Source organism: Gordonia polyisoprenivorans (assembly GCF_017654315.1).
Classification (GTDB): Bacteria; Actinomycetota; Actinomycetes; order Mycobacteriales; family Mycobacteriaceae; genus Gordonia; species Gordonia polyisoprenivorans_A.
On record NZ_CP072203.1, the window covers coordinates 24,519 to 50,046 of the forward strand.

Sequence of the window (25,528 nt, forward strand, 5' to 3'; positions counted from 1 at the left end):
GCCGACACGGAACCAGCACCGGCACAAGAGGTCTCGAGGCTCGTCGCTAACGCTCCTCACACCTCGACCAGCGGGAGGAATGGCCGCCGCCGGGTGGAAGCACCCCAGCGGGAGAAGCTGTCGCTGGCGGGCGGCGGCACACCAGTGGAGGAGGGGGCCGGCCACCGGCGGGGTGGGTCAGAGGATCACACCGGGATTCAGCAGGCCGTCGGGATCGAGGGTGGCCTTGATGGCGGCGGTCAGCTCCATGACGTCGGGGCCGACCTGATCGGGCAGCCAGCCCTTCTTCAGGCGGCCGACGCCGTGTTCACCGGTGATGGTGCCGCCCAACGAGATCGCGAGGTCCATAACCTGGCCGAACGCCTTCTGGGCGCGGTCGTGTTCGTCGGCGTCATCGGGATCGAACACGATGAGTGGATGGGTATTGCCGTCTCCGGCGTGGGCGATCACCGAGATCATCACCGCGTTGTCGTTCGCGATCTTGCCGACCCCGTCGATCAGTGCGGGCAATGCCGGTAGCGGCACCCCGACGTCTTCGAGCAGCAGCGAACCGAGTTTCTCCACCGCGGGGATGGCGGCGCGTCGGGCAGCGGTGAACGCCTCCCCTTCGGCGGCGTCGGCGGTGTCGAAGACCTCGGACGCACCGCAGGACTCGAAGGCCTCGCGGATGATCTCGACCTCGGCCACACCGGCGGGGCCCGGCGCGTCGGACTGAGCGACGAGCAGTGCTCCCGCGTCCCGGTCGAGGCCCATCCGCAGCATGTCCTCGACGGCGTTGATCGAGACCTTGTCCATGAACTCGAGCATCGCCGGCCGAATCCTGGCGGTGATCGCGAGAACCGCCTCGCTCGCCGAATGCACCGACGCGAAGGAACCGACCACCGTGCACGCCGACGCCTGCGGTGGCAGCAACCGCAAGGTGACCTCGGTGATGATCCCGAGGAGCCCCTCGCTGCCGACGAACAGTTTGGTCAGCGACAACCCGGCCGAATCCTTGAGTTGCTTGCCGCCGAGGCGGATCGCGCGGCCGTCGGCGAGCACCACCTGCATGCCGAGCACGTAGTCGGTGGTGACGCCGTACTTGACGCAGCACAGTCCGCCGGCGTTGGTGGCCACGTTGCCACCGATCGAGCAGATCTCGAATGACGACGGGTCCGGCGGATACCAGAGATCGTGTGCCGCGGCAGCAGCCTTCACCTCGGCATTGAACAGCCCCGGCTGCACCACCGCGGTCCGGGTGGCGGTGTCGATGCTCATCTCGCGCATCTTCTCCGTCGAGAGCATCACCGCGCCGTCGACGGCCGTCGAACCACCGGAAAGGCTGGTGCCCGCACCTCGGGTGACGATGGGGACCCGATGAGCGGCGCACCAGCGGACCACCGTCTGGGCGTGTTCGGTGGTCGTCGGGCGGATGAGTGCGAGCGGCGTACCGGCCGTGGGGTCGAAGGCCCTGTCCTGCCGATACCCGGCAAGGATGTCGGGGTCGGTGACGACCATCTGGTCGGGGAGGTCGGCGCGCAGATCGGCGAGATCCACGCCGGCGGTCTCGGTACTCGTGGGCACACTGCTCATGGGTTCAGCGTAGGCGTGGCCGCCGGGTGCCCGGTGTCCCTTCCTGAGACCCGCACCGGCGACGCCGCGGCGGTGAACGTTTGGCCAACATCCACAATCCACCAGCACCCTCACGCACTATGGAGTGATGACCGATTTCAACAAGACCATCATCGACGAGTTCCACGCCAACGACGGCACCGTCACCACCATGGGCTTCGGCCGTCACCTCGTCCTCGTCCACTCCATCGGCGCCAAGTCTGGAGCGGAGCGGGTGACGCCGCTGATGTCGCTGCCCGACGGCGCCGGAGGTCGCTTCATCGTCGGGAGCGCGGCCGGCTCTCCGAAGGATCCGGCGTGGGTGCGCAATCTGCGCAAGAATCCGGAGATCACCATCGAATACGCCGGCGAGAAATCCGGGATCGAAAAGCATCCGGCGACTGCCACCGAACTCGATCCGCCCCAGCGCGAACAGGCGTGGCAGGGTTTCGTCGCGGCGTCGGAGCAATTCCTGAAATACACCGAAACCGCCGAGGGGCGCGTCTTCCCGATCTTTCGCCTGACGCCCAAGAAGTGATTTCGGCGTAAGCCGATATCCTGGCGAGATGTTCGGGGTTGGCGAGACGGTCGCGGGTTTTGTGGTCGACGCCGTCGTGGGTCACGGCAGCAGCGCCGACGTCTACCGGGTGCACCGCACCGGCGAGTCGACGTCGCTCGCACTGAAGGTTCTCCACGCAGATGACGGCGACACCGGCCGGGCGCGAGAACGCTTCGAGCGAGAGTTCGCGATCGCGTCGCTCCTCGACCATCCGCACATCGTGGCCATGGTCTCGCGCGGTGAGATGCTCGTCGATTCGTCGCCGCCGCGGACGCAGCTCTGGCTGGCGATGCAGTACGTCGCCGGGCCGTCGGCGATGTCGCTGATCCCACGTGAGGATCAACAGCCGCGGGTGCCCGCGGTACTACGCGTGGCAGAGCAGATCGGTGACGCCCTGGACTACGCACACTCCCGCGAGATCCTGCATCGGGACGTCAAACCCGCGAACATCCTGCTGACGTCCACCTCCGACGACACCGATGCCGTGCTCAGCGACTTCGGTATCGCGCGACTCCTCGACGACACCCGACCCCTGGCCCGCAACGGACGGGTCCAGGGGTCCATCGCCTACGCCGCCCCCGAACTGCTTCAGGCACAACAACTCTCTCCCGCCACAGACGTGTATTCGTTCGCGTGCTCGCTGGTGGAGTTGTTCACCGGGCTGCCGCCGTTCCCACGGTCCACGCCGTTCGCCATCACCTATGCCCACCTGCGTGACGAGCCGCCGAAGCTCACCCGGCGCCGCGATTGGCTTCCGTCGGCGCTGAATTCGGTGTTCGCCAAGGCGCTCGCCAAAAAGCCCGAGGAGCGCTACCAGACGTGCACCGAGTTCGTCGACATCATCACCCGCGCCCTGCGTGACGTGCCGGTACCGGCACACAATCCGCGACGGCGGCGCCGCGTGCGCGGATATCCGGGCTGATCGGCGCCCCTCGTCGGAGTGACGCCGACCACACCCGGCCGTCATGTTAAATCGGACATTCGGCCCACATACCTTTCGGGGCAGTTCTTTTCGTGCCCAGTGGTCCGATGTTCGGGTCGGCGAATCGCGAATCTGTTTACATGGACCTCCCATTCATGTCACAACCGCTCCCTAACTTAGGTTTCCGTCCATCACACATGTGCCGCAGTGCAACCCGCTCGCGGCCGACGACGGCGGTCGACCCACCACCTGTCGACCCACACCTAGGGGAACCATTGACAGCCGAATCATCGACCTCGTACGACAATTCCGCTCTCACCCATGAGGACGAGGGCTATCAGAAGAGTCTGAAGCCGCGGCAGATCCAGATGATCGCCATCGGCGGCGCGATCGGCACCGGCCTGTTCATGGGTGCCGGCAGCCGACTCCACGATGCGGGCCCGGGCCTGTTCATCACCTACGCCGTCTGCGGCGTGTTCGTGTTCTTCATCCTGCGCGCCCTCGGCGAGCTGGTGCTCCATCGCCCGTCATCCGGGTCTTTCGTCTCTTACGCGCGTGAGTTCTTCGGTGAGAAAACGGCTTTCGTCACCGGTTGGCTCTACTTCTTCAACTGGGCGGCCACCGCCATCGTCGACGTCACCGCGATCGCGCTCTACGTCCACTACTGGGGCATGTTCGAAGCGATCCCCCAGTGGCTGATCGCATTGGTCGCCCTGTGCATCGTGATGGCGATGAACATCATCTCGGTGAAACTGTTCGGCGAGATGGAGTTCTGGGCGTCGATCATCAAGGTCGCCGCACTGGTCACCTTCCTCGTCGTCGGCATCATCTTCCTCGGCGGACGCTTCGACATCGAAGGCGCCGCCACCGGATTCAGTGTGATCTCCGACAACGGTGGCATGTTCCCGACCGGCATGTTCTCACTGGTGATCGTCACCTCCGGCGTCATCTTTGCTTACGCCGCAGTCGAATTGGTGGGTACCGCCGCCGGTGAGACCGCCGAACCGGCCAAGGTCATGCCGCGCGCCATCAACTCGGTCATCGTGCGCATCGCCGTGTTCTACGTCGGATCGCTGGTGGTGCTGGCACTGCTGCTGCCCTACACCACCTACAAAGCCGGCGAGAGTCCGTTCGTCACGTTCTTCTCCAAGATCGGCGTCCCCGCCGCGGGCGGCATCATGAACCTCGTCGTCCTCACCGCGGCGCTGTCGAGCCTCAACGCCGGTCTCTACTCCACCGGCCGCACCCTGCGGTCGATGGCGATGAACGGCAGCGGCCCGGCGTTCACGGCCAAGATGAACCGCAACGGCGTGCCCTTCGGCGGCATCGCGCTGACCGGTGCACTGACCCTGCTCGGCGTCGTACTCAACCTGTTCGTCCCGGCCGAGGCCTTCAACATCGCCCTGGATCTCTCGGCGCTGGGCATCATCTCGACCTGGGGCATGATCGTCGCCTGCCAGATCCAGCTGTATCGATGGGAGCAGAAGGGCATTCTCACGCGGCCGGCCTTCCGGCTGCCGGGCACGCCGTACACCAGTTACCTGACGCTGCTGTTCCTCGCGGCCGTCGTGGTGTTGATGTGCTGGGACAACTACTGGAATCTCATCGCCATCATCGTGGGTATCCCATTGCTGACCGGCGGTTGGTTCGCCTGCCGCGGCAAGGTGTTGGAGATCTCAAGGCAACGCCAGGGCTACACCGGCGAGTACCCGGTGCTGCCGCAACCGCCGGTGCCCGAAGGCCCTGGCGAGACCGAGGCGAAGGATCGGGACTAACGGACCGCCGCGCGGGGTGAGGGGTGCCGGAGCGGCAGACCTCACTTCGCGCGCGTGCGTTCCGGCGCGGTGATGCCGTACACGCGGCGCGCGGTGTTACGAAAGACGTTGCCCAGCACGTTGTCTCCCCAGGGTTCGAGGATCTCGGTCAGGCTCGCGATGACGGTGTCGATCGATGCATTCGGTTTGTCGATCGGGAAGTTGGAGCCGAACATGACCCGGCTCGCACCGAAGTGACCGACGACGTGCTGGACCAGCGGGCCGACCATCTGTGTCAGGGTCTCGCGGGCACCGATGTTGCCCCACGGCTCACGGCCGTAGCCGAGAACCGGCATGGCCAGCCCGGAAAGTTTGACCACCACATTGCGTTCGGCGGCAATCGAGGTCATGCGCTCGCGCCACAGGCGCAGAATGTCGGCGCGGGCCGCCGCGGTGGTCCCGGTGCGCAGCCCGACGGGGCCGAAAGCGCCTACCGGACAACCTAAATGGTCGACGATGACGGTGGTGTCCGGGAATTCTCGGGCGAGGGTGATCACGTCGTAGAGCTGGTGGGAGTAGACGAAGACCTCGACGGCGAGCCCGCGGGCGGCGACCTTCTCGACGCCGGAGAGGAACTCCGCCGATGCGAGCACGCCGTCGACCGGCCCGGCCGATCGGACCTTCGGGTCCGGATGGCGCGTCGCAGCGACCTCGATACCGCGCACCCGATCGCTGAGCGCGCGTTGCGCGTCCAGGCGCGCCTCGAAGCCCTCGGCCCGCGGGTCGGCACGCATCATCACCGCACCGAGCGTCGGGGCCACGCCGACCCCGAATGGCAGTCCCTGCAAGTAGTCGATCTCGTCGACGGCCTGCCGGCTCGCGTCGGGCTCCTCGACATCGCCGAGGCGCCAGTACGATTCGGACACCACCACCGACTCGATACCCACCCCGACCACTTGCGCCACCGGCGCGATGTCGGCGCCGTAGTGTCGCGGCTCGTACGGACGGCCGATGATGTGCGGTGTCAACACATAATCGCGCTCGGCTTGGGGAACGGCGACCGAAAAAAGCCTGTCCCCCACTTTGGGGACAAATCGGTATCCACGCGCGAGGGGATTGCGCGACCACGGTGTCCGACGCGGATTCCATTGTTGGACGTGGGCGTCGACGATCCCCGATATCGTTCCGGCCAACATTGTCACCATTCGAGATTGCCATAGTTTGTTGACGCATCTCATGCGTTCGACGGACGAAAAGAATTGCCGGTCGTCGCCATCGGTGGGTCGGCTGCGCCACGGCGACGGCCTGCGGGTGAACCGAACTGTCGGTGACGCAGGGCAGAATGGAGATGTTGTCGGTTGACCGGTGATCGGTGACCAGTGATCGGTGGGAGGTGTGCGCAATGGCGAGTCATTCCCGCCATGTGCTGCATCAACTCCGCGACCTGATCGCCCGCGATCCCGATCGCTTCGCCGGCAACATCTACACGCGCCTGTTCGCCATCGACCCCGACCTGCGCGAACTGTTCGGCGCGATGATGTCGCAGCAGCGCGAGGCGTTTTACCACGTCGTCGACCACGTGCTCGACGTCATCCCGAGCCCCGACGGACAGGCCGAACTCGTGGAGTTCCTGGCGCAACTCGGGCGCGACCATCGCAAGTACGGGGTACAGCCCGAGCACTATCAGGCGATCTTCCGGGCGTTGATGGGTGAGTTCGCGGTCACGCTCGGCGATCAGTGGGACGACGAGGCCCAGCGGACCGTCGGGCAGGCGATGATGCTCGTCACCGGTGTGATGCGCGGAGCGGCGCAGACCGCGTCGGGGCCGGCGACCTGGACCGCCCGCGTGGTGGAGAAGTTCCGCATCAGCCGCGGTCTGGCGGTGGTACGACTCGTCGCCGACACGCCATTGCGATTCAACACGGGCCAATACCTCGAGGCCCAGATCCCCCAATGGCCGAAGGTGTGGCGGAACCTCTCCCCGGCGATTCCGCCCAACCCGCACGGCGAGTTGGAGTTCCACGTGCGCGCGGTACCCGGTGGCACGGTCAGTCCGGCGATCGTCGGTCAGACCCAGCCCGGCGACGTGTGGACGTTCGGTCAGTCGCACGGCACGCTGCACATCGACGGCGACCGTGAGGTGCTGATGGTGGCCGGCGGTACCGGTCTCGCGCCACTACGCGCCTTGCTCATCGAGATGTCGGCGCTGGCGACCTCTCCGCCCACGCAGGTCTACTACGGGGCGCGGTATCCCGGTGAGCTGTACGACCTACCGGTGTTGCGTCAGATCGCGGCGACCAATCCGTGGCTCACGATCACCGCGGTGTCGGAGGAGCGGACCGATCCGTGGTGGCTCGACGACCCGGTCCGGCCCGCCGAGCTCGGTATCGAACACCGCATTGGTCGGCTTGTCGACGTCGTCGGCGCTTCGGGTACCTGGGACGACCGGCAGACCCTGATCACCGGCTCACCGATGATGGTGGAGAACACCCGGCGCGGGCTGATCATCGCCGGGGTGCGGGCCAGCCTCATCCAGCACGACCCCATGTTCTAGGGCGTGTCTCGACGCTGCTGCGGCGGCTACCCGCCCGCACCCGGGTTGCCGGGGCCCAGTTGCGGCGCGGTGACGGTAGTGGTGACCACCGAGGTGACGGTCTCCTGATCGGTGACCGTGGCCGTCGCTGTCGCCGTTGAGGTGACGGTTTGAGTGGCCGTACTGGTGACCGGTGGTCGCGTGACGGTACTGGTGACGGTCTGCTGGTCGACGACCGTCTGGGTGTCGGGCTGGCCGGTGCGGGTGACGGTGACCTCGCTGGTCGGGCCGGGCACCGTGACGGTCGAGGTGACCGCGGCGGGCGTGCCCGAGTCGTCCTTGCCGGTGAACAGCGCCACGAGCGCGACCACACACAGCAACGCGGCGAGCCCGGCGGCGCCGCCGATGATCCACCAGCGCAGGCCCACCCCGCCGATCGCCGTGTTCGGTGCCGCGGCGGCTGTCCCGACCGATGCCGCTGCGGCCGGTCCGACGGCGGCCGTGGCGACCGGGATCGCGCGGGTGTCGGCGGCGATCACCTCGGTGACGCCCTGGGCCAGCGCGAACACGGGTGCGGCGGCGACGGTCACCGGTGTGCCGGTCGCCGTCTCGATGGCACGCACGGCGTCGGGCAGTTGTGCGCCGGAACCGGCCGCGACCACGCGAGTCGCACCCGCTCCGCGCGTCAGAGAGTTCAGATGCGCCACGAGGCCGTCGGCGCCTTGTGGATCGGTCAGCGGCACCGACTGGGGCGCGGCGACGGCGGCGGAGGCGTGTACCGACGAGTGCTCGGCGTTGACGAGGGCGATCGAGGCGCCGGAGGCCAGGGCGCCGGACCGGTCGAGGACGACCGCGGCGACATCGCCGGTGGCGTCGCGGTGCGCAACCTGGGCCAGGGCGTGCGGGAGGTCGACGAAGCTCACCGCCGATGGCCACTCGGGTGCGTCGGGTGCGTTCATCGAGAACTCGAGGTGTGCTCGTACGTCGGGGCGGGCGCAGGTGAGGACGATGTGGTCGATCGCGAAGGGAGCGGAGTCGGCGAGTTCGCGCAGAGCGTCGAGCGCCGCATTCGGTGACTCGTCGGCGAGCTCGACGTGATTGCTGGCGACGATCTCACCGGTGGCGTCGCGGACGACGGTCGCGATCTCGTCGCCCACCACCGAGACCCCGAGCACTGCGGGTTCGGCGATGGAGATCTCGGGTGACTCGCTCACCATTCGCCTCCCTTGTCAGGTCACCGACCTCGGATGACACGCCGCCACAGACTAACGCGCGATCGGTGCGCGGCCCACAGGCCGCTTACCGATCGCTGTCGTCGGAGATCAGTGAATCGTTACTCGGATGGTCACACTGCAGGGGGTCACACTGCAGGGGTCACTCTTCGGTGCGTCGGCGCCGGGGCTGCCAGACGACGAGCGCATTGGTCCGCGGGACGGGGACCAATTCGCCGCCGCGGCGGGCGCGGTGTGCGTCGACCTCGCGTTGGAGCTCGTGCACCCGCTGTTGGAGCGCGTCGACCTGGTTGGTGAGCTCGATGATGCGTTTGATGCCCGCGAGGTTCACGCCCTCTTCCTGCGAAAGCCGCTGGATCTCGCGCAGCACCTCGACGTCGTGCGAGGAGTAACGGCGCCCACCGCCGCTGGTGCGTTGCGGGGTCACCAGCCCGAGCCGGTCGTAGGTGCGCAGGGTCTGCGCGTGCATTCCGGCGAGCTCGGCGGCCACCGAGATCATGAAGGTGGCGGTTGCGCTCATCTCGCCCTCGAATCCCTCGAAACCGCCGGCCGGCCCGGTGCCTTCAGCGCCGGGCCGCCCACGATTCTTGCGTTCTGCCATGGTTCATCGCCCCCAACCCGCCCGAGGATCGAAACCGCTGGACTTCTCGGCCTCGGCGTAGGCGCGCATGGCCTCCACCGCGGCGTCGTCGAGTTTGCGGGGCACCTCGACCTTGACGGTGACGAGCAGGTCTCCGGCACCGCCGGCGCGCTTGGGCACGCCGCGGCCACGGACCCGAAGGGTGCGGCCGTCGCTGGTGTTCGGCGGGATCTTCACCCCGACCGATCCGTCGAGGGTCGGCACCGAGACCGTCGAGCCGAGCACCAGTTCGGAGATGCTCACCGGCAGTTGGACGCGCAGGTCGTGACCGCTGCGGGTGAATACCTTGTCGGGGGTCACGTGGACCACGACGTACAGGTCACCCGACGGCGCGCCCCGGCGTCCGGCTTCGCCTTGTCCGGCCAGCCGGATGCGCTGGCCGTCCTCGACGCCGGAGGGGATGCGGACGTTGATGGTGCGCGAGCGCACCTTGACGCCGCTGCCGTCGCAGTCGGTGCAGGGGTCGTCGATGCGGGAGCCGGTGCCTTGACAGTCCTGGCACGGCTCACTGAATCCGAACGCCCCCTGGTTGCGGCTGACGAAGCCGGATCCGTTGCAGTTCGGGCACACTCGCGGGCTGGTGCCGGGCTTGGCGCCACTGCCGTGACAGGTGGTGCACGGCGCCGGGCTGGTCACCCGGAGTGGGACGGTCGTACCCAACGCCGCGTCTTTGAACGACAACGTGGTCTCGGTCTCGAGGTCGTTGCCGCGACGCGGCCGGGTCGCGGTCGAGGTGCGCGTGCCGCCCGAACCGCCGCGGTTGAACAAGCCCTCGAAGAGGTCGCCGAAACCGCCGGCGCCCTCGCCGGCACCGCCACCACCGAACAGGTCGCCGATGTTGAAATCGGCACCGGTCTCGGTCGAGTAGCGGGTGCCGCCGCCGGCGCCGGGGAAGCCACCGGGAAAACCGTTGCCGCCGCCGCGGAATCGTCCGCCGGCGAACATCGCTCGAGTCTCGTCGTATTCTTTGCGCTTGTCCGGGTCGGCGAGCACGCTGTGGGCTTCGGACACCCGCTTGAAGCGTTCTTCGGCTTGCGTGTCACCCGGATTGGCGTCCGGATGCAGCTCACGGGCGAGCTTGCGGTAAGCCTTCTTGATCTCTTCAGACGAAGCATCAGAAGCAACGCCCAGGTCCTTGTAGAAGTCACGCTCGAGCCATTCTCGTTGCGGAGCCACCAGACGTCACCTCCTTCTCAATGAACATGTCTGGATGAAGTATGTTCCGATATCCGGCGATGCGCGACGCCGCGTGGGCGTCCGCGCATCGCCGGATGGTTGTGCAGGTGATTATTGTGCACCGGTCGGAGCGTCCTGCGGGCCGCTCTCCTGCGCTGCCGGCGCCGGGTCGGTGACGGTGACCATCGCGGTGCGGATCACCTTCTCGCCCAGGCGGTAACCGCTGCGATAGACCGCGCCGAGGACCGGCTCGGCACCACTGCCGTCGTTTTGGACGGCCTCGTGCAGTTCCGGGTCGAACACGTCGCCGGGTTCACCGAACTTGACGACACCCTCGCCGGTCAGCGTGGCGGCCAGCTTGTCGGCGACAGCGCGCAGCGGACCGGACTCGAGGTCGCCGTGCTCGCGGGCACGGTCGAGGTCGTCGAGGACCGGCAGCAGCTTCTCGATGAGAACCTGCTTGCCGTAGGCAACCCGGCCCTGCTTCTCCTCCTCGGTACGCCGCTTGTAGTTGGCGAACTGTGCGCGTTCGCGCTGCAGTGCCGCCGTGAGGTCGGCGACCTCGTCGGAGTGCGGCGTGCTCGGCTCGGGATCGGGGATCGCCACGGCGGGCTCGGCCTCTGCCGGACCCGGCCGGGCGGCCGAATCCTCGCGCACCTCACCCGTTTCCGGGTCGATGCGACGACGATCGGTCACCGTCACCGGCTCCTCGAAACCAGCTCCGCCGCCCGCGGCATTGGTCCCGCTCGCTCCGCTCCCGGCGCCCGGAGCGGTCACTTCTTCTCCTCGGGCTCGTCCACGACCTCGGCGTCGACGACGTCGTTGTCGCCTGCGGTCGCGCTGCCACCGTCGGCGGCGTCAGCGGCCTGGCCCTCGGCGGCCGATGCCGCGTAGATGGCCTGACCCATCTCCTGCGACTCGGTCGAGAGCTTCTCGATCGCACTCTTGATGGAGGCGATGTCGTTGCCCTTGAGTGCCTCGTTGGCCTCGGCGATCGACGCGTTGACCTTGTCCTTGACGTCGGTGGGCACCTTGTCCTCGTTGTCCTTGAGGAACTTCTCGGTGTGGTTCACCAACGACTCGGCCTGGTTGCGGGTCTCGGCCTCTTCACGACGCTTGCGATCCTCGTCGGCGTGGGCCTCGGCGTCCTTGATCATCCGGTCGATCTCGTCCTTGCTCAGGCCCGAGCCCTCCTGGATGCGGATGGAGTTCTCCTTGCCGGTGCCCTTGTCCTTCGCGGTGACGTGCACGATGCCGTTGGCGTCGATGTCGAAGGTCACCTCGATCTGCGGAACACCTTGCGGCGCAGGAGCGATGCCACCGAGCTCGAAGGAGCCGAGCAGCTTGTTGTGCGAGGCGATCTCACGCTCACCCTGATACACCTGGATCTGCACCGACGGCTGGTTGTCCTCGGCGGTGGTGTAGGTCTCCGACCGCTTGGTCGGGATGGTGGTGTTGCGCTCGATCAGCTTGTGCATCACGCCACCCTTGGTCTCGATGCCCAGGCTCAGCGGGGTCACGTCGAGCAGCAGCACGTCCTTGACCTCGCCGCGCAGCACACCGGCCTGCAGGGCAGCACCGACCGCGACGACCTCGTCGGGGTTCACGCCCTTGTTGGGCTCACGGCCGCCGGTCAGTTCCTTCACCAGATCGGTGACGGCGGGCATACGGGTCGAACCACCAACGAGCACAACGTGATCGATGTCACCGACGGAGATGCCGGCGTCCTTGATGACCGCCTGGAACGGAGCGCGGGTGCGCTCGAGCAGGTCCGAGGTGATCTTCTGGAATTCGCTGCGCGAGAGCTGCTCGTCGAGGAACAACGGGTTCTTGTCGGCGTCGACGGTGATGTAGGGCAGGTTGATCGAGGTCGACTGCGACGCCGACAGTTCGATCTTGGCCTTCTCAGCAGCCTCACGCAGACGCTGCATGGCCATCTTGTCCTTGGTCAGGTCGATACCCGAGGAGTTCTTGAACTTCTCCACGAGCCAGTCGACGATGCGCTGATCCCAGTCGTCACCACCGAGGTTGTTGTCGCCGGAGGTCGCGCGGACCTCGACCACTCCGTCGCCGATCTCGAGCAGCGAGACGTCGAAGGTGCCGCCACCGAGGTCGAAGACCAGGATGGTTTGTTCCTTCTCGCCCTTGTCCAGGCCGTAGGCCAGGGCCGCGGCGGTCGGCTCGTTGACGATGCGCAGCACGTTGAGGCCGGCGATCTGGCCGGCTTCCTTGGTGGCCTGCCGCTGGGAGTCGTTGAAGTAGGCGGGCACGGTGATGACCGCGTCGGAGACGTCCTCACCGAGGTAGGCCTCCGCATCGCGCTTGAGCTTCATCAGCGTGCGGGCGCTGATCTCCTGCGGGGTGTACTTCTTGTCGTCGATCGCGACGTTCCAGTCGGTCTCGCCCATGTGGCGCTTGACCGAGCGGATGGTGCGGTCGACGTTGGTGACCGCCTGGTTCTTGGCGGGCTGCCCGACGAGCACCTCGCCGTTGCGCGCGAACGCGACAACGGACGGAGTGGTGCGGGAGCCTTCGGAGTTGGCGATGACGGTCGGTTCGCCGCCTTCGAGTACCGACACCACGGAGTTGGTGGTGCCGAGGTCGATTCCGACAGCACGAGACATCTTTGCTATTCCTCCTGGTTTCTGGGTGTGCACCCAAGTCCTGCTCCCCCGCGGCAGGCTTGACGCCCACCACGAGAGTGTGGTTTGTGGCAAACCTGCGCTCCGGGGGCAGACTTCAGTGCCTCCGACTCATGTCCTACCGGGTTGAGCCGGTCGAGGTCAACTCAAGTTGAGCCAGCATCGCTCAGGTTTCTCGATCGGTCCAACGGGTGGGGTGCCACAGATGTTCCCGATTCGACGAAAAAAGTTGAGCGGAGTTCGCTCAGGTTTGGCGCACGTGACCGCAGGTCACACGTTTCGGTCGTGAGATCCGCTCACGACCAGGCGCGATTGGGCCGATAATCCCCTCGGGGGTCGCGCTGCGTGGGTCCACCAAAGAGGTGGCCGCCGAGTTCGAGGAGTCGAGATCATGAATCGTCGTGTCCTGTCCTTCGTGGCCCTGGCCATCACGATGCTCTACGGCGTCGGCTTCGCGGTCATCGACACGAACACGCCATATGCCGTCGTCGGTGGCGTGGTGGTGGCGCTGAGTTGGGTCGCGGTCGGGATGCTCGGGCGTGAGGAGGACGACGCCGAGTGAGCCGGGCCGGCCCCTCACGCCGGTCACCACCGCAAGGGCGCAGTCCCCAGGAGTGTCGGCGCGCGGTGTGTCGGGGTCGACAGACCCTCGAACACCATCGGCACCGAAGGTTCGACGAGGCGCCCGAGCGGACCGTCACAGCCGTCGGCGGACGCGACCGGCGGCCCGATCGGTTGCCCCGGGAGGGCGTCGACGATTCCCAATGAGCGAACCCAGGTGCACACCCGCGCCAATTCGACTCGCACGCGCCATGTCCCGCCCTCGGTGGCCCGTCGGCGCAATGCCGCCACGGCCCCGGCGGCCCCCAAATAGGCGGCGAGATAGTCGTTGAGCAGTTGTGTCGGCGGCAGGGCAGGCACCCCTCCACCCTCCTCGAGAGCAAAACCCGTTGCCGCGCAGGCGAGCTGATCGAAGCCGCCGCGGTCGCGCCAGGCCGACCCAGATCCCCAGCAGTGGTAGTCGACGACGACCGTGCCCGGATGCTCGAGCGAGAGATCGTCGGCCGCGAGGCCCCGCTTGCCCAGTCCCAGATAGGAGTTGACGAAGACGTCGCCGGCGTCGATCAGCGTGTGCAACGCCGCAGCCTGATCCGGCTGTCGCACATCGCAGTACGCGTTGCGCTTACCACCGCCGGTGAGGGCGACCATCGCCAGGGGATCAGGAAGGTCCGGGCGGCTGACGTGACACACATCGGCACCGAATGTCGCGAGCAGCTTGGTCGACACCGGCCCGGCGATCACGTGGGTCATGTCGACCACCCGTATCCCGTGAAGCGGCGGCCACATCGACGTGTGGGGAAGGGGCCGGGGCGGGGCGTCACCGATGCGCTCGAGTCGGATCACCGGATGCGTGGCGCTCTCCCGGCCCACGGGGTGCTCGGCCCATTCGTCGGCCGTGCGCACCGCGGCCGCCACGCCCCCCGCGGCGTACACGGCGTCCTCGAGATCGACCGCGCCCCATTCGGCGGCCGCGGCCGCGATCTTCGCCTTGACCGGCGGACAGTTCAGGACCACACACACCGCGTCGCGTTGATGAGGATAGGTGGTGATCAGAAAGATCCCCCGGCCGTCACTCGTACGGTAGAAGTCGTTGTTACCCAAAGCCGAGGGGTCCTCGACGACGGTGTGGACATGCCGGCCGTTGAGGGTGGTGAGAAACGCCGCCCGGAGTTGATCGAGCGCCGTGGCGAGGTCGACGGTCACGCGCGGACCGCCGGCGAGTGCGGCGAGTTGGACCCCGAGGGCTCCGATCCCTGCGGCAGACGCCTCCGCGATCCGATGTGGCGACGAAGTCGTCGGCGCTTTTCCGCTGATCACGCATTCCCCGGTGTCGGTACCGAGCAGGGCGGTGAGGTCGAAGACCGTCGCGGGTACCGAGGTGAACGAGTCCGGGGTGGACGAGTCAGGGGACGAAGGTGTCGGGGCCATGTCCCTACTGTGGCCATCGCCGACAGCGCACCGACCAGGCTTTCGTATTTCCGTAAGGTGGTGGACATGCGCCGACATCGCGCCATTCCGCGCGCGGACCACATCCTCGAGTGTGTCGCCCGCGCCGGAAAACCCTTGTCGCTGAGCGATATCGCGCGCGACATCGAAGCGCCGGTTTCCTCGACCCACGACCTCGTCGACGACCTTCGGGCATGCGGTTATCTGACCCGCGTCGGCGCGGGCTATCGACTCGGCCAACGCCTGCGCATGCTGCGGCTCATTGCCGGCCACGCCGATCAGCCACCTCTGACGCCGGACGAACTCACCGAGTTGAACGCCGTCATCGAGGCCCCGGTGGCGCTGGCGGTGTTGGTGGGATCCGACCTGGTGTACCTGCATGGGGTGGGCGAGGTTCCCGCGGAGATCGGCGCCGTGGTGCGCGATCACGTGCCTCGACCGTTGCTCGCCACGGCCAGTGGTCGGGCCATGCTGGCGTTCCTACCGGCGGACGAGCGCGCAGCGCTGCTCGCCGAGCACGCCTCACCCGGGGATGCCGTCGCCTTCGGCCGCGAGATCGATGAGATTCGCGCTTGCGGGTATGCCCTCAGCGATGGTTCGGTGCAGTCGGCGCTGCGGGTGGCCGGGGTACCGGTATTCGACGGCAGGCGACTACTGGCCGTGGTGGTCGTCGCCGCGCCGAGGATCTCGGATCGGCCCTCCCCGGCGCTCGAACACGCCGCGCGACGTACGGCTGCCTGGTTGGCGGCCCGCGCCCGGACGTGAGTGTGCTGCGCGACGCCTCACCGCCACTGCTCAGAGGGACTCGATGATCCGCTCGAAGATGAGTTCCTGGGCGCCGAACCGCCGACCGGGAAAATACCGGGACACGACCGCTTCCAGCGCCTCTTGTGTGCTGATCGACAGGAGATGGCACAGCGCCACTGCGTCATCGATGTCCCCCTGCGACTTGCGCGTCACCATCGCCTTCATTGCGAGGACGTACTCCGGCGACCGATGCGGCCGCTTGAAGCACGACGTCGCGCGGCTCGAATGTTCCGTCCACATCCTCAGTCGCCCGATCGGCGTTGTACGCCAAGGCCATTGCCGCCCCGCCGACGTTCGCGCCACGCTCAGACTCCCTCGAGATTGCCGACCGGCAACACCACGTTGCGCGTCTGCAACTCCACCGGGGTCCGGAGGTAGTCAGTCCAGAAATACTTGGGCGGCACGCCAAACGGGTCGAACATCGCATCCGTGCAGAACCGGTCCGGTTCAAAGCACCATGCCAAGATCTCCGGATCGCTGACACGATCGCGCCCGGTGATATGCGCGACCCCGCCCAGTATGGCGTCCCATCCGCGCGTGCCGGTGGGTGGCGGACGCCGATGGACCTCATCGATGTCGACGACGTCGGTCAACCGCTGCGTCCGGAGAACCAGTTCACGGAGTAGTCGGACCGCCAGATGCCAGTCCTCGCCGGCGGCCAGGGATTCCGCGAGCTCCGCATAGGTGAACAACGTCCCGCGTCTGCGGGTGGGTCGACGGACGTCAGCGGTCACAGGGTCGATGATATCGGCGCGCAACGAGTTCGCCGCGCCCTCGATGCCACCGTCAGTCCGGCTTGGGCGCCAACGCGTCGCCCGGGAATCCGCGGACCGGGTGGACGTCGAACTCGAAGACGCCGGCCTGTACACCCGGGTCGTCGTTCATGATCTTCGCGGTCGTCTCGACGTCCTTGTCGAAGATCCCGAAGCCGCGGATATCGGAGTCGTCCTCGGTGACACCGAGGATGACGGCGAGGTCGCCCTTGGCGCGCAGGGAGAAGTTGCGTCGACTGTGCTCCCAGATCAAGTCCTTCGACTCGGGCTTGCCGAACTCGGGCCCCGCGCGCAGCACCACCACCGAATACGGCTGCGAGTACTGGATGATCGTCCGCATCTCTTGGTCGGTGATCTTGGGCAGGTCGGACATGGAGAGCTCCTTTGCTGACACATATACGAGACTTCGTCTTTCACCGTAGTCCTCGCGTTCGGCGCAGATGCGGACCGCTGGATTCAGGGTGATCGCAAGGCTTCCGGAGGCCCGGTACCCCGCTGTTAGCGTGGCGACGTGCGCTTTCAAGTTCTCGACATCGTTCCGCACACACCCCATCCGGTCACCGGTGAACTCCTCTCCTCGCACACGCGCCTGACGCGCGTCGTCGAGAACGCGGTACTCGCCGAGCAGCTCGGGATCGACTCGTATGCCGTCGGTGAGCGTCATGCCGGGGAGTTCTTGTCGTCGTCGCCGACGGTGCTGCTCGGTGCGCTCGCCGCGGCCACCGACCGGATTCTGCTGTCGACCGGGGTGACCGTGCTCAGCCTGCTCGACCCGGTACGCGTCGCCGAGGACTACGCCACCATCGACCAGCTCTCCGGTGGACGCCTGGAGATCGTGATCGGCAAGGGCAACGAGGACAAGCACTTCCCGATGTTCGGCCGGCGGCTCGAGCATCAGTACGACTACCTCCGCGAGAACTACGCACTGCTCCGGCGGCTCCTGCGCGAGGAGAATGTCACCTGGCGGGGCGAGCATCATGCACCGCTCGACGGGGTGAGCACCGTGCCGCGGCCGTTTTCCGGGCCATTCCGGATCTGGCACGGGTCGGCAACCTCCACCGTCGCCGTCGACCTCGCCGCCCGATACGGCGACCCGATCGTCACCGCCAACGCCCTGCAACCGCGCGAGAACTATCAGGTGCTCATCGATCGGTATAGGGAGAAGTACGCCGAGTACGGACACGATCCGGCCCGGGCATATGTGGGGTCCGGCTCGGGCGGCCTGTTCCTGGCCACCACCACCGACGACGCGATCGCCGAGTATCGACCGGTCTACGAGGGCATCGCCGCCCGTAATCGCGAGAAGTTCGCGGGCGAGACCCGGATCGGCAAGATCAACATGTTCGCCACCATCACCGACGCCGTCGAACGCGGGCCCGCGCTGGTCGGGTCGTCGCAACGGGTCGCGGAGAAGATCATCGACTATCACCGTTCGTATCATCATGATCTGCAGTCGATTTCGATCAATCCGGTGTTGCCGTACGAGCGTCAGCGTGAGGTGCTCACCCAATTCGCCGAAGAGGTGATCCCACTGGTGCGACGCGAGCTGTCGACGACGCTGTGGAGTACCGACGACCCTGGACGCGCCGGCGGGTTCACTGCCGGCGACTTTGCTTGCGGCGGAACAAACTTCGGAATTCCGGCAAATTCATCCGATGGGGGCGCAACTGCACACCGATGAGTACTGTGGCGTTGTTGCGTCACCGGTGTCGTGAGGAGTGCCCATGGACGAGAACCAGGTCGATCAGGCCTATCAGCAGTTGCAGCAGCAAGGACAGCAGACGGCGACAGCGCTGTCGGCGCTGGCCCAAAAGCTCAAGGCGGCAGCCGCATCCGGCAATTCCGACGCCCGTGAGTGGGCGCTGGACCTCAAAGAGGTAGCGCTCGCGATCCGCGACGAGGAGGGGCAGATGACCAACCTGCTCCAGTCGATGCACGCGATGATCGATTCACACGTGCAGCAGGTGGCGCCGACGACCCCACAACCTCAGTATCAGCAGCCGCAGTGTCAGCAACCCCAGTACCAGCAGCCGGCCCAGTATGCGCAGCCGGGTTACGGAGCCCCACAGGGCGGCGGAATGCTGCAGCGATTCCTCGGCAGCGGTTTCGGGCGGTCGATCGCCATGGGCGCCGGATTCGGCATCGGCGACGACATCGTCAACGACATCTTCCGCTGAGTGAACGCCCTCGTGGTTCGAGTACGGACCAACCACGCCCGGATTCCGCGCCACGTCATACCACCGGCGGTACCATATGTGGCATGGCGAAGACGACTCTGTACCTACCCGACGACCTGAAACGCGCCATTGAGCTCGAAGCCCGCCGTCGTTCGATTTCGGAGGCAGAGGTGGTGCGCGAAGCCCTCCGTGCTGCGCTCGACGGGCAGAAGCCCCGGCCGCGGGGCGGTCTGTTCGTAGGCAGCGAGCCGATTGCCGAACGCGCTGAGGAACTGCTCGACGGGTTCGGAGAGTGATCCTCGACACCAGCGCCCTTCTCGCTTACTTCGACTCCGCGGAACCGCAGCACAGTGCCGTCGCCGAGATCATCGAATCCCACTCCGGTCCACTGGTCATTTCGCCGTTCGTCATCGCCGAACTCGACTATCTCCTACTGACCAGACACGGCACTCGAGCCGAACAGGTGGTCCTGTCGGAATTGACTTCCGGCGCATGGGAACTGGCATCAATGACGAGGAGTCGAATCGTCACGGCGACAGCCATCGTCGAGCGATATTCCGACATACCGATCGGCGTCACCGATGCCTCCAACATCGTCCTCGCGGACGCGTATCAGACTTCGTTGATTGCAACCCTCGATCATCGGCACTTCAGCATTCTTCGACTCATGGATGGATCGCCGCCGACCATCGTTCCCTGACTGCATCGGGATACCCACGTCACCACCGAGCCCGGGGAGGTATACCTCCCCGGGCTCGGTCCTGTCGTGAACCGTCGACAGATCAGGCCGCGGCACTCACCTCGTCGGCGGCAGGCTCGAGAGCCTGCTTGACGATCTCGGCGACGTCGGCGAGCGGCGTCACCGTCACATCCTCGAGGATCTCCGCCGGCACGTCGTCCAGATCGGCCTCGTTGCGCGGCGAGATGAACACCTGGGTGAGTCCGTTGCGTTGCGCGGCAAGCAATTTCTGCTTCAGTCCGCCGATCGGGAGCACCCGGCCGTTGAGAGTGACCTCACCGGTCATGCCCACCTCGGCGCGGACCTTGCGTCCGGTGGCCATCGATACCAGCGCGGTGACCATCGTGATGCCGGCACTCGGTCCGTCCTTGGGCACCGCACCCGCGGGCACGTGCACGTGGATGGCCCCGTCGAGCGCCTTCGGTTCGACACCGAGTTCGGATGCGTGCGCACGCACATAGGACAGCGCGATCTGCGCCGACTCCTTCATCACGTCGCCGAGCTGGCCCGTGAGTTGCAGACCGCCCTTTCCCTCACCGGCATCGGTACGGTTGGCTTCGATGAACAGCACGTCGCCGCCCATTCCGGTGACCGCGAGCCCGGTCGCGACGCCGGGTACCGCGGTACGCTCCTCCGATTCGGGGGTGAAGCGCGGACGGCCCAGCAGATCTTTGAGCTCTGGCTCGCCGACGGTGACCGGTACTGCGGCACTACCGTTTTCGATGTTGGTCGCCACCTTGCGCATCAGCTTGGCCAGCAACCGCTCGAACTGCCGCACACCCGGTTCACGGGTGTAGTTCGCGGCGATCTCGCGCAGTGCGTCGTCGGTGACCGTGATCTCCTCTGCGGTCAGGGCCGCGCGCTCACGCTGGCGGGGCAGCAGATAGTCGCGGGCGATGGCCACCTTGTCGTCCTCGGTGTAGCCGTCGATCGTGACCAGTTCCATGCGGTCGAGCAGCGCCGACGGGATGTTCTCGATGACGTTGGCGGTCGCGAGGAACACGACGTCGGACAGGTCGAGATCCAGATCGAGGTAGTGGTCGCGGAAGGTGTGGTTCTGCGCGGGGTCGAGGACCTCGAGCAGCGCCGCCGCGGGGTCACCACGGAAATCGGAGCCGACCTTGTCGATCTCGTCCAGCAGCACAACGGGATTCATCGATCCCGCTTCGCCGATGGCACGCACGATCCGACCGGGCAGCGCACCGACGTAGGTGCGCCGGTGACCGCGGATCTCGGCCTCGTCACGCACACCGCCGAGGGCGACGCGCACGAACTTGCGGCCCAGCGCTCGGGCCACGGACTCACCCAGCGACGTCTTGCCCACACCGGGCGGGCCGGCCAGGACCATCACCGCACCGGAGCCGCGGCCGCCGACGACCTGCAGGCCACGCTCGGCCCGACGTGCCCGCACCGCAAGGTATTCGACGATGCGGTCCTTGACGTCATCGAGACCGTGGTGGTCGGCGTCGAGGATCTCGCGCGCCCCCTTGATGTCGGCGGAGTCGGTGGTCGTGACGTTCCACGGCAGGTCGAGCACCGTGTCCAACCAGGTTCTGATCCAACCGCTTTCGGGTGACTGGTCGCTCGAGCGCTCGAGTTTGCCGACCTCGCGCAGCGCGGCCTCACGGACCTTGTCGGGCAGGTCGGCGGCCTCGACGCGACCGCGATAGTCGTCGGCGCCGTCGGGCTCGTCCTCACCGAGTTCCTTGCGAATGGCGTTGAGCTGCTGACGGAGCAGGAACTCCTTCTGCTGCTTCTCCATTCCGTTGCGGACGTCGTCGGCGATCTTGTCGGAGACCTCGGTCTCGGCGATGTGCTCGCTGGTCCAGTCGATCAGCAGTTGCAACCGCGCGACGACGTCGTCGGTCTCGAGGAGCTCACGCTTCTGGACGTCGGTCAGCCATGACGAGTAGCCCGAGGTGTCGGCGAGATCCGACGGGTCGCTCATCTTGTTGACCGCGTCGATGACCTGCCACGCCTCACGGCGCTGGAGCATTGCGAGGACGAGTTTCTTGTACTCGGCGCCGAGCGCCTTGGTCTCGGCGGTGGCCTCGGCCTCGTCGATTTCGGTCACCTCGACCCACAGCGCTGTGCCGTGGCCGGTGGTACCGGTGCCGATGTGTGCCCGCTTCTCGCCCTTGACAACGGCCGCCTGGCCGCCGCCGGGGATGCGCCCGACCTGCACGATCGACGCAACCACCCCGTGGGTCGGGTACCGGTCGTCCAGACGCGGCGCGACCAGCAGTTTTCCGGGCTCGCTGGCCCGAGCCGCATCAACAGTCGCCTGGGCTGCGTCGTCGAGTGGGATCGGCACGACCATGCCGGGCAGGACGACGAGATCGGGAACGAACAGGACCGGCAGTGAATATGTCTGCTCAGACATCTAACCTCCAAAGTTCAGTCTGACCGACTCAACTCTGCTGGCAGGAAGTTTGTTCCCGGGATGGTTTCCGCCGTGGGCGAACGGGCTCGTTTGTGTGCCGACCTGGCCGATGTGTGTCCTGCAGGACACACATTCCCGAAGTCGACCCACATTCAGGGATCGACCCGCCCTCCGACCCTGCTCGAGGCAGCCCGGGGAGGCCGACAGCGTGGAGAACTCACCGCCCGAACGCCCACCGGACCATCAGCGAGAGTTCCGTATTCCAGAACGCCCCACCGTGCGATCCGTCCCGCTCATACATGACGACGTCCGCTCCGGCTCCGTGAAGTGCGGTCGCCCATCGCGCAGCGTTCTCGAGGAAGAACGGTTCCGAGGTGCCCGCGACGAGATACACCCGCGGCAGTTGCACCGGCATGGTGACGGGCGGGCGGTAACCGGCACCGGGCGACGCGCCGAGCACTATGCCGTAGGTCGATGGGTGCCGAAGCCCCAGAGCCAGAGCCAGTTCCGCCCCGGCGGAGACCCCGAACACGGCAGTCCGCTCCGGCGGCAGGTCCACACCGAACCGCGACGCCACCCATCGTCGTACGTCGCCGACGAAGAATCTCTCATGTGCAGCGAACCGTTCCGGCGCGATCGGCGGCGAATATTCCTGCAGACGCACCGTTTCATCCGCCGATCGGTGCGTTCCGACCACCATGGTGGATTCGGCGGCGCTCGCGTCGAGCGCTTGCACCCGACGCCGGGTCGACTGGCCGTCGCCGGTGAAAACGATGGCCTCCGGCCTCGTCGGCGGGATATACACCGTGACGGACCGGCCACCATCGTAATCGAGTGTCTCGGTATAAAATTCGCCGGCCATTGCAGCGCCGGTCGTCTCATCGTCCATCGTCACCCCTCGCCGGAGGCAAACGTGTGCCGACCTGGCGTTCGTGTGTCCTGCAGGACACACATCGCCGAAGTCGACACACATCCAGGGGATTAACGCGCCATTTCAAAACAACGTCCCCTGTCCCGAACTCCGCGCCGAGCGCCGACGCGCGACCGACGGAGGTGACACAGCAGGCCCATCCGCCATCTCCATACCGATCCAGCAGCACACCACGTCACAGACGTACTCGAGTTCCGCGGCCGTCAGCGCGCGCCCCGCCGCGATCCCGTACAGTCGGTAAAGGCAACCCCGACAACAGGTTCCGGTGGCGTGCTGCGCGCGAAACACCGGGTGACCACCCCACGGCGTCTGTTTTCCGTCGTTACGGGGATGCGCCGGCGCAAGTCGGGCATCCAGCAGATCGGCCGCGTGAATCCGGATGAGTTTCATGCCGTCTCGGGCGACGATGGCCTGCTCGTGGCGCCGCAGATGAAAGCGGGAGCGGAACCGATAGCCGGTGATCCGCTGCACGACGGCGCGGATTTCCTCGGTCGGCTGCTCATGCATGGGACCAGGTTAGAGGCGCGTGACGTCAATGGCTTCGGCTCGATGGTTGATCCGGCTCAGAACCGACGCGATATTGCCGTCACAATCTCCGATTGGCGTCAATTCGTCCGATCGGCAAAACTTTCGGGCAACTCTCCCGGTGCCACCGAGATCACCGACTCGTCGTCGGCGCCGACGAATTCGAACAGGGTGATCCGGGCGAACTCGGGCACGACGAATATCGGATAGGTGGGCCCGGCGTCGCGCAGGGCGCGCATCTCGTCGAGGTGGTCGTTCTGGAACACGACGGTGGCGGAGCCGTTCTCCTCGACCCATCGTGGGAAGAAAATCGTTCCGTGGAGTCTGCGCTTTCCCGGCAGGACGTTGACGACGACGCTCGTTCCGGTTGGCTCGTTCCAGGACACCTTGTACACGTCGTCGTCGAGCTGCACGAGGTCCACGCGTTGATCCTTCACCCACCGGCCACCCACCATCCCCGAATGAATGCGGTAGTCGATCGTCGACGCGTTCTTCACGTACATCTCGTACTGCCACCCATTGGCGTAGGTGTAGATGAAGCGATGCCCGACGAGTCCGGACAGGTCCTGGATCGGCGCGATGTTGCTCATGGTGCCGATTGTGCCCGCGTCCGCCTGAGACCCTCCCCACCCCGGGGACGACGCCTCCAAGTAAACGGACTAGAGTCCTGTTAGACCATCGTTAGGAAGGTGAAACACCCATGCCTCGTACCTCGAAGAATTCCCGGGCACTCGACGCCGGCCTGCTGACCCTGCGCGTCGCAGTGGGGGCCACGTTGTTCGCCCACGGCACCCAGAAGCTCGCCGGATGGTTCGGCGGCCCCGGTATCGACGGCACCGCTGCCGGAATGGAGAAGATGGGCTTCGAGCCTGCCAAGCCGTCGGCGATCGCGGCGGGCATCAGTGAGGCCGCGGGCGGACTCGTCGTGCTCGGTGCGGGCACCCGGGTCGCGGCGGCCGTCGGGACCGCGGCGATGATCGCCGCCGCCGACGTCCACCGCCCGAGCGGGTTCTTCTCGCAGAACGGCGGTTTCGAGTATCCCGCAGTTCTCGGATTATCCTCTGCTGCAATCGTTCTGACCGGACCGGGGCGCTACTCGCTGGACGCCGTCGTCAAGCACCCGCTCGCACACGAGAAGGTCGGCATCGCCGCGCTGCTGGCATCGGTCGGCGGCGCCTTCGGCGTCCTCTCGCGCCGCAAGAAGGCTCTGGCTGCACAGTCGGCCTGAGCCGCCGTCAGATCACCGTGAACCGCACGGTGCACGTCACCGGCGCAACCGGCACCAACCCCTTGGGTTGGGCTGTGATCGACACGTCGAGCGAGCCCACCCCGGGGTGGAGGTGGAGCGTCGGCATGCTCGACATGTCGGCGAACGGCATCAGTAGCTGGTACCGCCGGATCGAGTCGGAGAATCGTTGCGTTCCGTGCTGTCCTGTCACCGGATTGCGCCAGGTGAGGGTACCGCCGGCCGAGTAGGGGGCGATGAACGTCACCGGCTTGGTCAAGTACAGCGTCACACTGTTGTGGACGATCGGTTTCTGGGTCTGCTGAGCGTGGATTCCCACTGTGTAGGGCAGATCGACGATGTTGGGACTGACACCTGACAAGTGCGGTCATCGAGCCGACCGAGGGTGTCGTCAGCCGACGCGGTACCCGCGCCGATCAGCATTCCCGCCGCAGACGCGACCGTGAGCGCTCCGGCTACCAGCCGGTTCCTCCGTGTGCTGTTCACGCGCCGAGTATCGGCTGTGGCTTCACGATCGTTAACTCGACTAGTCGAATCGTGATCCCGTCGTCCCCGAGACGCGACCCGAGGACGAACACGCCTACGGGATCGGCCAGTCGGTCGTGGCTCGCGCAGACGCCACCACGTCGTCGGACAATTGCGACGGATCGATCCGCCGCGTCTTCTCCCACGCATGATGCACGGGGCAACGCTGCACGCGCATCGGCCCGAACCGCGCGGCCTTGAACGAGCCCAACGGCCACCAGATCGTCGAATAGTAGGCACCTCGATCACACCGGACGATCACCCTGTTCATCTCGACTCCGATCTCCCAATATCCAAGGGTCGGTAAACCGCCGGAAAAGTGACCCCAAAGAGTTGGGTCGAATTGTCGCAGTTCTCCCAATCACTC

At 66.4% G+C, this 25,528-nt stretch carries 28 protein-coding genes; 11 read left to right on the top strand and 17 right to left on the bottom strand.

The window, feature by feature from the left end; all coding sequences use genetic code 11:
- Positions 1-177 precede the first annotated feature (177 nt).
- Entirely contained in the window at positions 178-1,572 is a 1,395-nt protein-coding gene (locus tag J6U32_RS00130; protein WP_208793014.1) for an FAD-binding oxidoreductase, read from the bottom strand.
- Between the two features lie 127 nt (positions 1,573-1,699).
- On the opposite strand from J6U32_RS00130, the gene J6U32_RS00135 reads away from it, so the two are divergent.
- From J6U32_RS00135 to J6U32_RS00145, 3 genes are all read left to right on the top strand, one after another.
- Positions 1,700-2,128, top strand: coding sequence for a nitroreductase family deazaflavin-dependent oxidoreductase (locus J6U32_RS00135; protein WP_208793015.1), 429 nt, complete (start codon positions 1,700-1,702; stop codon positions 2,126-2,128).
- Between the two features lie 28 nt (positions 2,129-2,156).
- Positions 2,157-3,071 carry a serine/threonine-protein kinase gene (locus tag J6U32_RS00140; RefSeq protein WP_208793016.1) on the top strand — a complete coding sequence of 305 codons (915 nt, stop codon included), beginning with the start codon at positions 2,157-2,159 and terminating at the stop codon, positions 3,069-3,071.
- Between the two features lie 275 nt (positions 3,072-3,346).
- Positions 3,347-4,846, top strand: a complete 1,500-nt coding sequence (locus J6U32_RS00145; protein WP_208793017.1) for an amino acid permease — start codon at positions 3,347-3,349, stop codon at positions 4,844-4,846.
- A 41-nt stretch (positions 4,847-4,887) separates the two neighbouring features.
- Here J6U32_RS00145 and J6U32_RS00150 read toward each other — a convergent pair whose 3' ends face one another.
- Entirely contained in the window at positions 4,888-6,021 is a 1,134-nt protein-coding gene (locus J6U32_RS00150) for an amidohydrolase family protein (RefSeq protein WP_208793018.1), read from the bottom strand.
- A gap of 206 nt (positions 6,022-6,227) precedes the next feature.
- On the opposite strand from J6U32_RS00150, the gene J6U32_RS00155 reads away from it, so the two are divergent.
- Positions 6,228-7,379: an FAD-binding oxidoreductase gene (locus tag J6U32_RS00155; protein ID WP_208793019.1), complete on the top strand. Its 1,152-nt coding sequence runs from the start codon at positions 6,228-6,230 to the stop codon at positions 7,377-7,379.
- A gap of 26 nt (positions 7,380-7,405) precedes the next feature.
- Here the strand turns inward: J6U32_RS00155 and J6U32_RS00160 are convergent, their stop codons facing one another.
- The 5 genes from J6U32_RS00160 to dnaK all read right to left on the bottom strand — a co-directional run bounded on the left by J6U32_RS00160 (position 7,406) and on the right by dnaK (position 13,030).
- Complete coding sequence (locus tag J6U32_RS00160; RefSeq protein ID WP_208793020.1) at positions 7,406-8,575, bottom strand: hypothetical protein; 1,170 nt, start codon at positions 8,573-8,575, stop codon at positions 7,406-7,408.
- A gap of 157 nt (positions 8,576-8,732) precedes the next feature.
- Positions 8,733-9,110 (bottom strand): heat shock protein transcriptional repressor HspR, encoded by a 378-nt coding sequence (locus J6U32_RS00165; RefSeq protein WP_026919821.1) that lies wholly within the window; start codon positions 9,108-9,110, stop codon positions 8,733-8,735.
- A gap of 84 nt (positions 9,111-9,194) precedes the next feature.
- Positions 9,195-10,406 carry a molecular chaperone DnaJ gene (gene dnaJ / locus J6U32_RS00170; protein WP_208793021.1) on the bottom strand — a complete coding sequence of 404 codons (1,212 nt, stop codon included), beginning with the start codon at positions 10,404-10,406 and terminating at the stop codon, positions 9,195-9,197.
- A gap of 111 nt (positions 10,407-10,517) precedes the next feature.
- A complete protein-coding gene (gene grpE / locus J6U32_RS00175; RefSeq protein ID WP_425324098.1) occupies positions 10,518-11,183 on the bottom strand; it encodes a nucleotide exchange factor GrpE in 666 nt (221 codons plus the stop codon).
- Positions 11,180-13,030, bottom strand: coding sequence for a molecular chaperone DnaK (gene dnaK / locus J6U32_RS00180; RefSeq protein WP_208793022.1), 1,851 nt, complete (start codon positions 13,028-13,030; stop codon positions 11,180-11,182). The genes grpE and dnaK overlap by 4 nt, the downstream gene beginning before the upstream one ends.
- A gap of 409 nt (positions 13,031-13,439) precedes the next feature.
- Between dnaK and J6U32_RS00185 the strand changes: the two genes are divergently transcribed.
- Entirely contained in the window at positions 13,440-13,610 is a 171-nt protein-coding gene (locus tag J6U32_RS00185) for a hypothetical protein (protein WP_208793023.1), read from the top strand.
- Positions 13,611-13,633: 23 nt separating this feature from the next.
- On the opposite strand, the gene J6U32_RS00190 is transcribed toward J6U32_RS00185, so the two are convergent.
- Positions 13,634-15,037: a CoA transferase gene (locus J6U32_RS00190; protein ID WP_208793024.1), complete on the bottom strand. Its 1,404-nt coding sequence runs from the start codon at positions 15,035-15,037 to the stop codon at positions 13,634-13,636.
- 66 nt (positions 15,038-15,103) lie between these two features.
- Between J6U32_RS00190 and J6U32_RS00195 the strand changes: the two genes are divergently transcribed.
- Positions 15,104-15,820, top strand: a complete 717-nt coding sequence (locus J6U32_RS00195; RefSeq protein ID WP_208793025.1) for an IclR family transcriptional regulator — start codon at positions 15,104-15,106, stop codon at positions 15,818-15,820.
- 30 nt (positions 15,821-15,850) lie between these two features.
- On the opposite strand, the gene J6U32_RS00200 is transcribed toward J6U32_RS00195, so the two are convergent.
- From J6U32_RS00200 to J6U32_RS00210, 3 genes are all read right to left on the bottom strand, one after another.
- Positions 15,851-16,102 carry a hypothetical protein gene (locus J6U32_RS00200; RefSeq protein ID WP_244332431.1) on the bottom strand — a complete coding sequence of 84 codons (252 nt, stop codon included), beginning with the start codon at positions 16,100-16,102 and terminating at the stop codon, positions 15,851-15,853.
- Between the two features lie 65 nt (positions 16,103-16,167).
- Entirely contained in the window at positions 16,168-16,596 is a 429-nt protein-coding gene (locus tag J6U32_RS00205; RefSeq protein WP_244332433.1) for a hypothetical protein, read from the bottom strand.
- Between the two features lie 52 nt (positions 16,597-16,648).
- Positions 16,649-17,008, bottom strand: a complete 360-nt coding sequence (locus J6U32_RS00210; RefSeq protein ID WP_208793027.1) for a hypothetical protein — start codon at positions 17,006-17,008, stop codon at positions 16,649-16,651.
- A gap of 138 nt (positions 17,009-17,146) precedes the next feature.
- On the opposite strand from J6U32_RS00210, the gene J6U32_RS00215 reads away from it, so the two are divergent.
- The 4 genes from J6U32_RS00215 to J6U32_RS00230 all read left to right on the top strand — a co-directional run bounded on the left by J6U32_RS00215 (position 17,147) and on the right by J6U32_RS00230 (position 19,512).
- Positions 17,147-18,316 carry an LLM class flavin-dependent oxidoreductase gene (locus J6U32_RS00215; RefSeq protein WP_208793028.1) on the top strand — a complete coding sequence of 390 codons (1,170 nt, stop codon included), beginning with the start codon at positions 17,147-17,149 and terminating at the stop codon, positions 18,314-18,316.
- 43 nt (positions 18,317-18,359) lie between these two features.
- The gene (locus J6U32_RS00220) at positions 18,360-18,812 is read left to right on the top strand and encodes a hypothetical protein (RefSeq protein ID WP_208793029.1); all 453 of its coding nucleotides are present in this window, start codon (positions 18,360-18,362) and stop codon (positions 18,810-18,812) included.
- Between the two features lie 83 nt (positions 18,813-18,895).
- Positions 18,896-19,108, top strand: a complete 213-nt coding sequence (locus tag J6U32_RS00225; RefSeq protein ID WP_208793030.1) for a CopG family transcriptional regulator — start codon at positions 18,896-18,898, stop codon at positions 19,106-19,108.
- Complete coding sequence (locus J6U32_RS00230) at positions 19,105-19,512, top strand: PIN domain-containing protein (protein ID WP_208793031.1); 408 nt, start codon at positions 19,105-19,107, stop codon at positions 19,510-19,512. The genes J6U32_RS00225 and J6U32_RS00230 overlap by 4 nt, the downstream gene beginning before the upstream one ends.
- Positions 19,513-19,594: 82 nt before the next feature.
- Here the strand turns inward: J6U32_RS00230 and lon are convergent, their stop codons facing one another.
- The 4 genes from lon to J6U32_RS00250 all read right to left on the bottom strand — a co-directional run bounded on the left by lon (position 19,595) and on the right by J6U32_RS00250 (position 23,980).
- Positions 19,595-21,934 (bottom strand): endopeptidase La, encoded by a 2,340-nt coding sequence (gene lon / locus J6U32_RS00235; RefSeq protein ID WP_208793032.1) that lies wholly within the window; start codon positions 21,932-21,934, stop codon positions 19,595-19,597.
- Positions 21,935-22,151: 217 nt separating this feature from the next.
- The gene (locus tag J6U32_RS00240) at positions 22,152-22,823 is read right to left on the bottom strand and encodes an alpha/beta hydrolase (protein ID WP_208793033.1); all 672 of its coding nucleotides are present in this window, start codon (positions 22,821-22,823) and stop codon (positions 22,152-22,154) included.
- A 105-nt stretch (positions 22,824-22,928) separates the two neighbouring features.
- Positions 22,929-23,372: a DUF4186 domain-containing protein gene (locus J6U32_RS00245; RefSeq protein WP_208793034.1), complete on the bottom strand. Its 444-nt coding sequence runs from the start codon at positions 23,370-23,372 to the stop codon at positions 22,929-22,931.
- A 98-nt stretch (positions 23,373-23,470) separates the two neighbouring features.
- Positions 23,471-23,980 carry a phenolic acid decarboxylase gene (locus tag J6U32_RS00250; protein ID WP_208793035.1) on the bottom strand — a complete coding sequence of 170 codons (510 nt, stop codon included), beginning with the start codon at positions 23,978-23,980 and terminating at the stop codon, positions 23,471-23,473.
- Positions 23,981-24,090: 110 nt separating this feature from the next.
- On the opposite strand from J6U32_RS00250, the gene J6U32_RS00255 reads away from it, so the two are divergent.
- Positions 24,091-24,618 carry a DoxX family protein gene (locus tag J6U32_RS00255; RefSeq protein WP_208793036.1) on the top strand — a complete coding sequence of 176 codons (528 nt, stop codon included), beginning with the start codon at positions 24,091-24,093 and terminating at the stop codon, positions 24,616-24,618.
- Positions 24,619-24,625: 7 nt separating this feature from the next.
- Here J6U32_RS00255 and J6U32_RS00260 read toward each other — a convergent pair whose 3' ends face one another.
- Together J6U32_RS00260 and J6U32_RS00265 are read right to left on the bottom strand one after the other, a co-directional pair.
- Positions 24,626-24,997, bottom strand: a complete 372-nt coding sequence (locus J6U32_RS00260; protein WP_244332435.1) for a hypothetical protein — start codon at positions 24,995-24,997, stop codon at positions 24,626-24,628.
- 219 nt (positions 24,998-25,216) lie between these two features.
- Positions 25,217-25,432, bottom strand: coding sequence for a hypothetical protein (locus J6U32_RS00265; RefSeq protein WP_208793037.1), 216 nt, complete (start codon positions 25,430-25,432; stop codon positions 25,217-25,219).
- Positions 25,433-25,528: the final 96 nt, after the last annotated feature.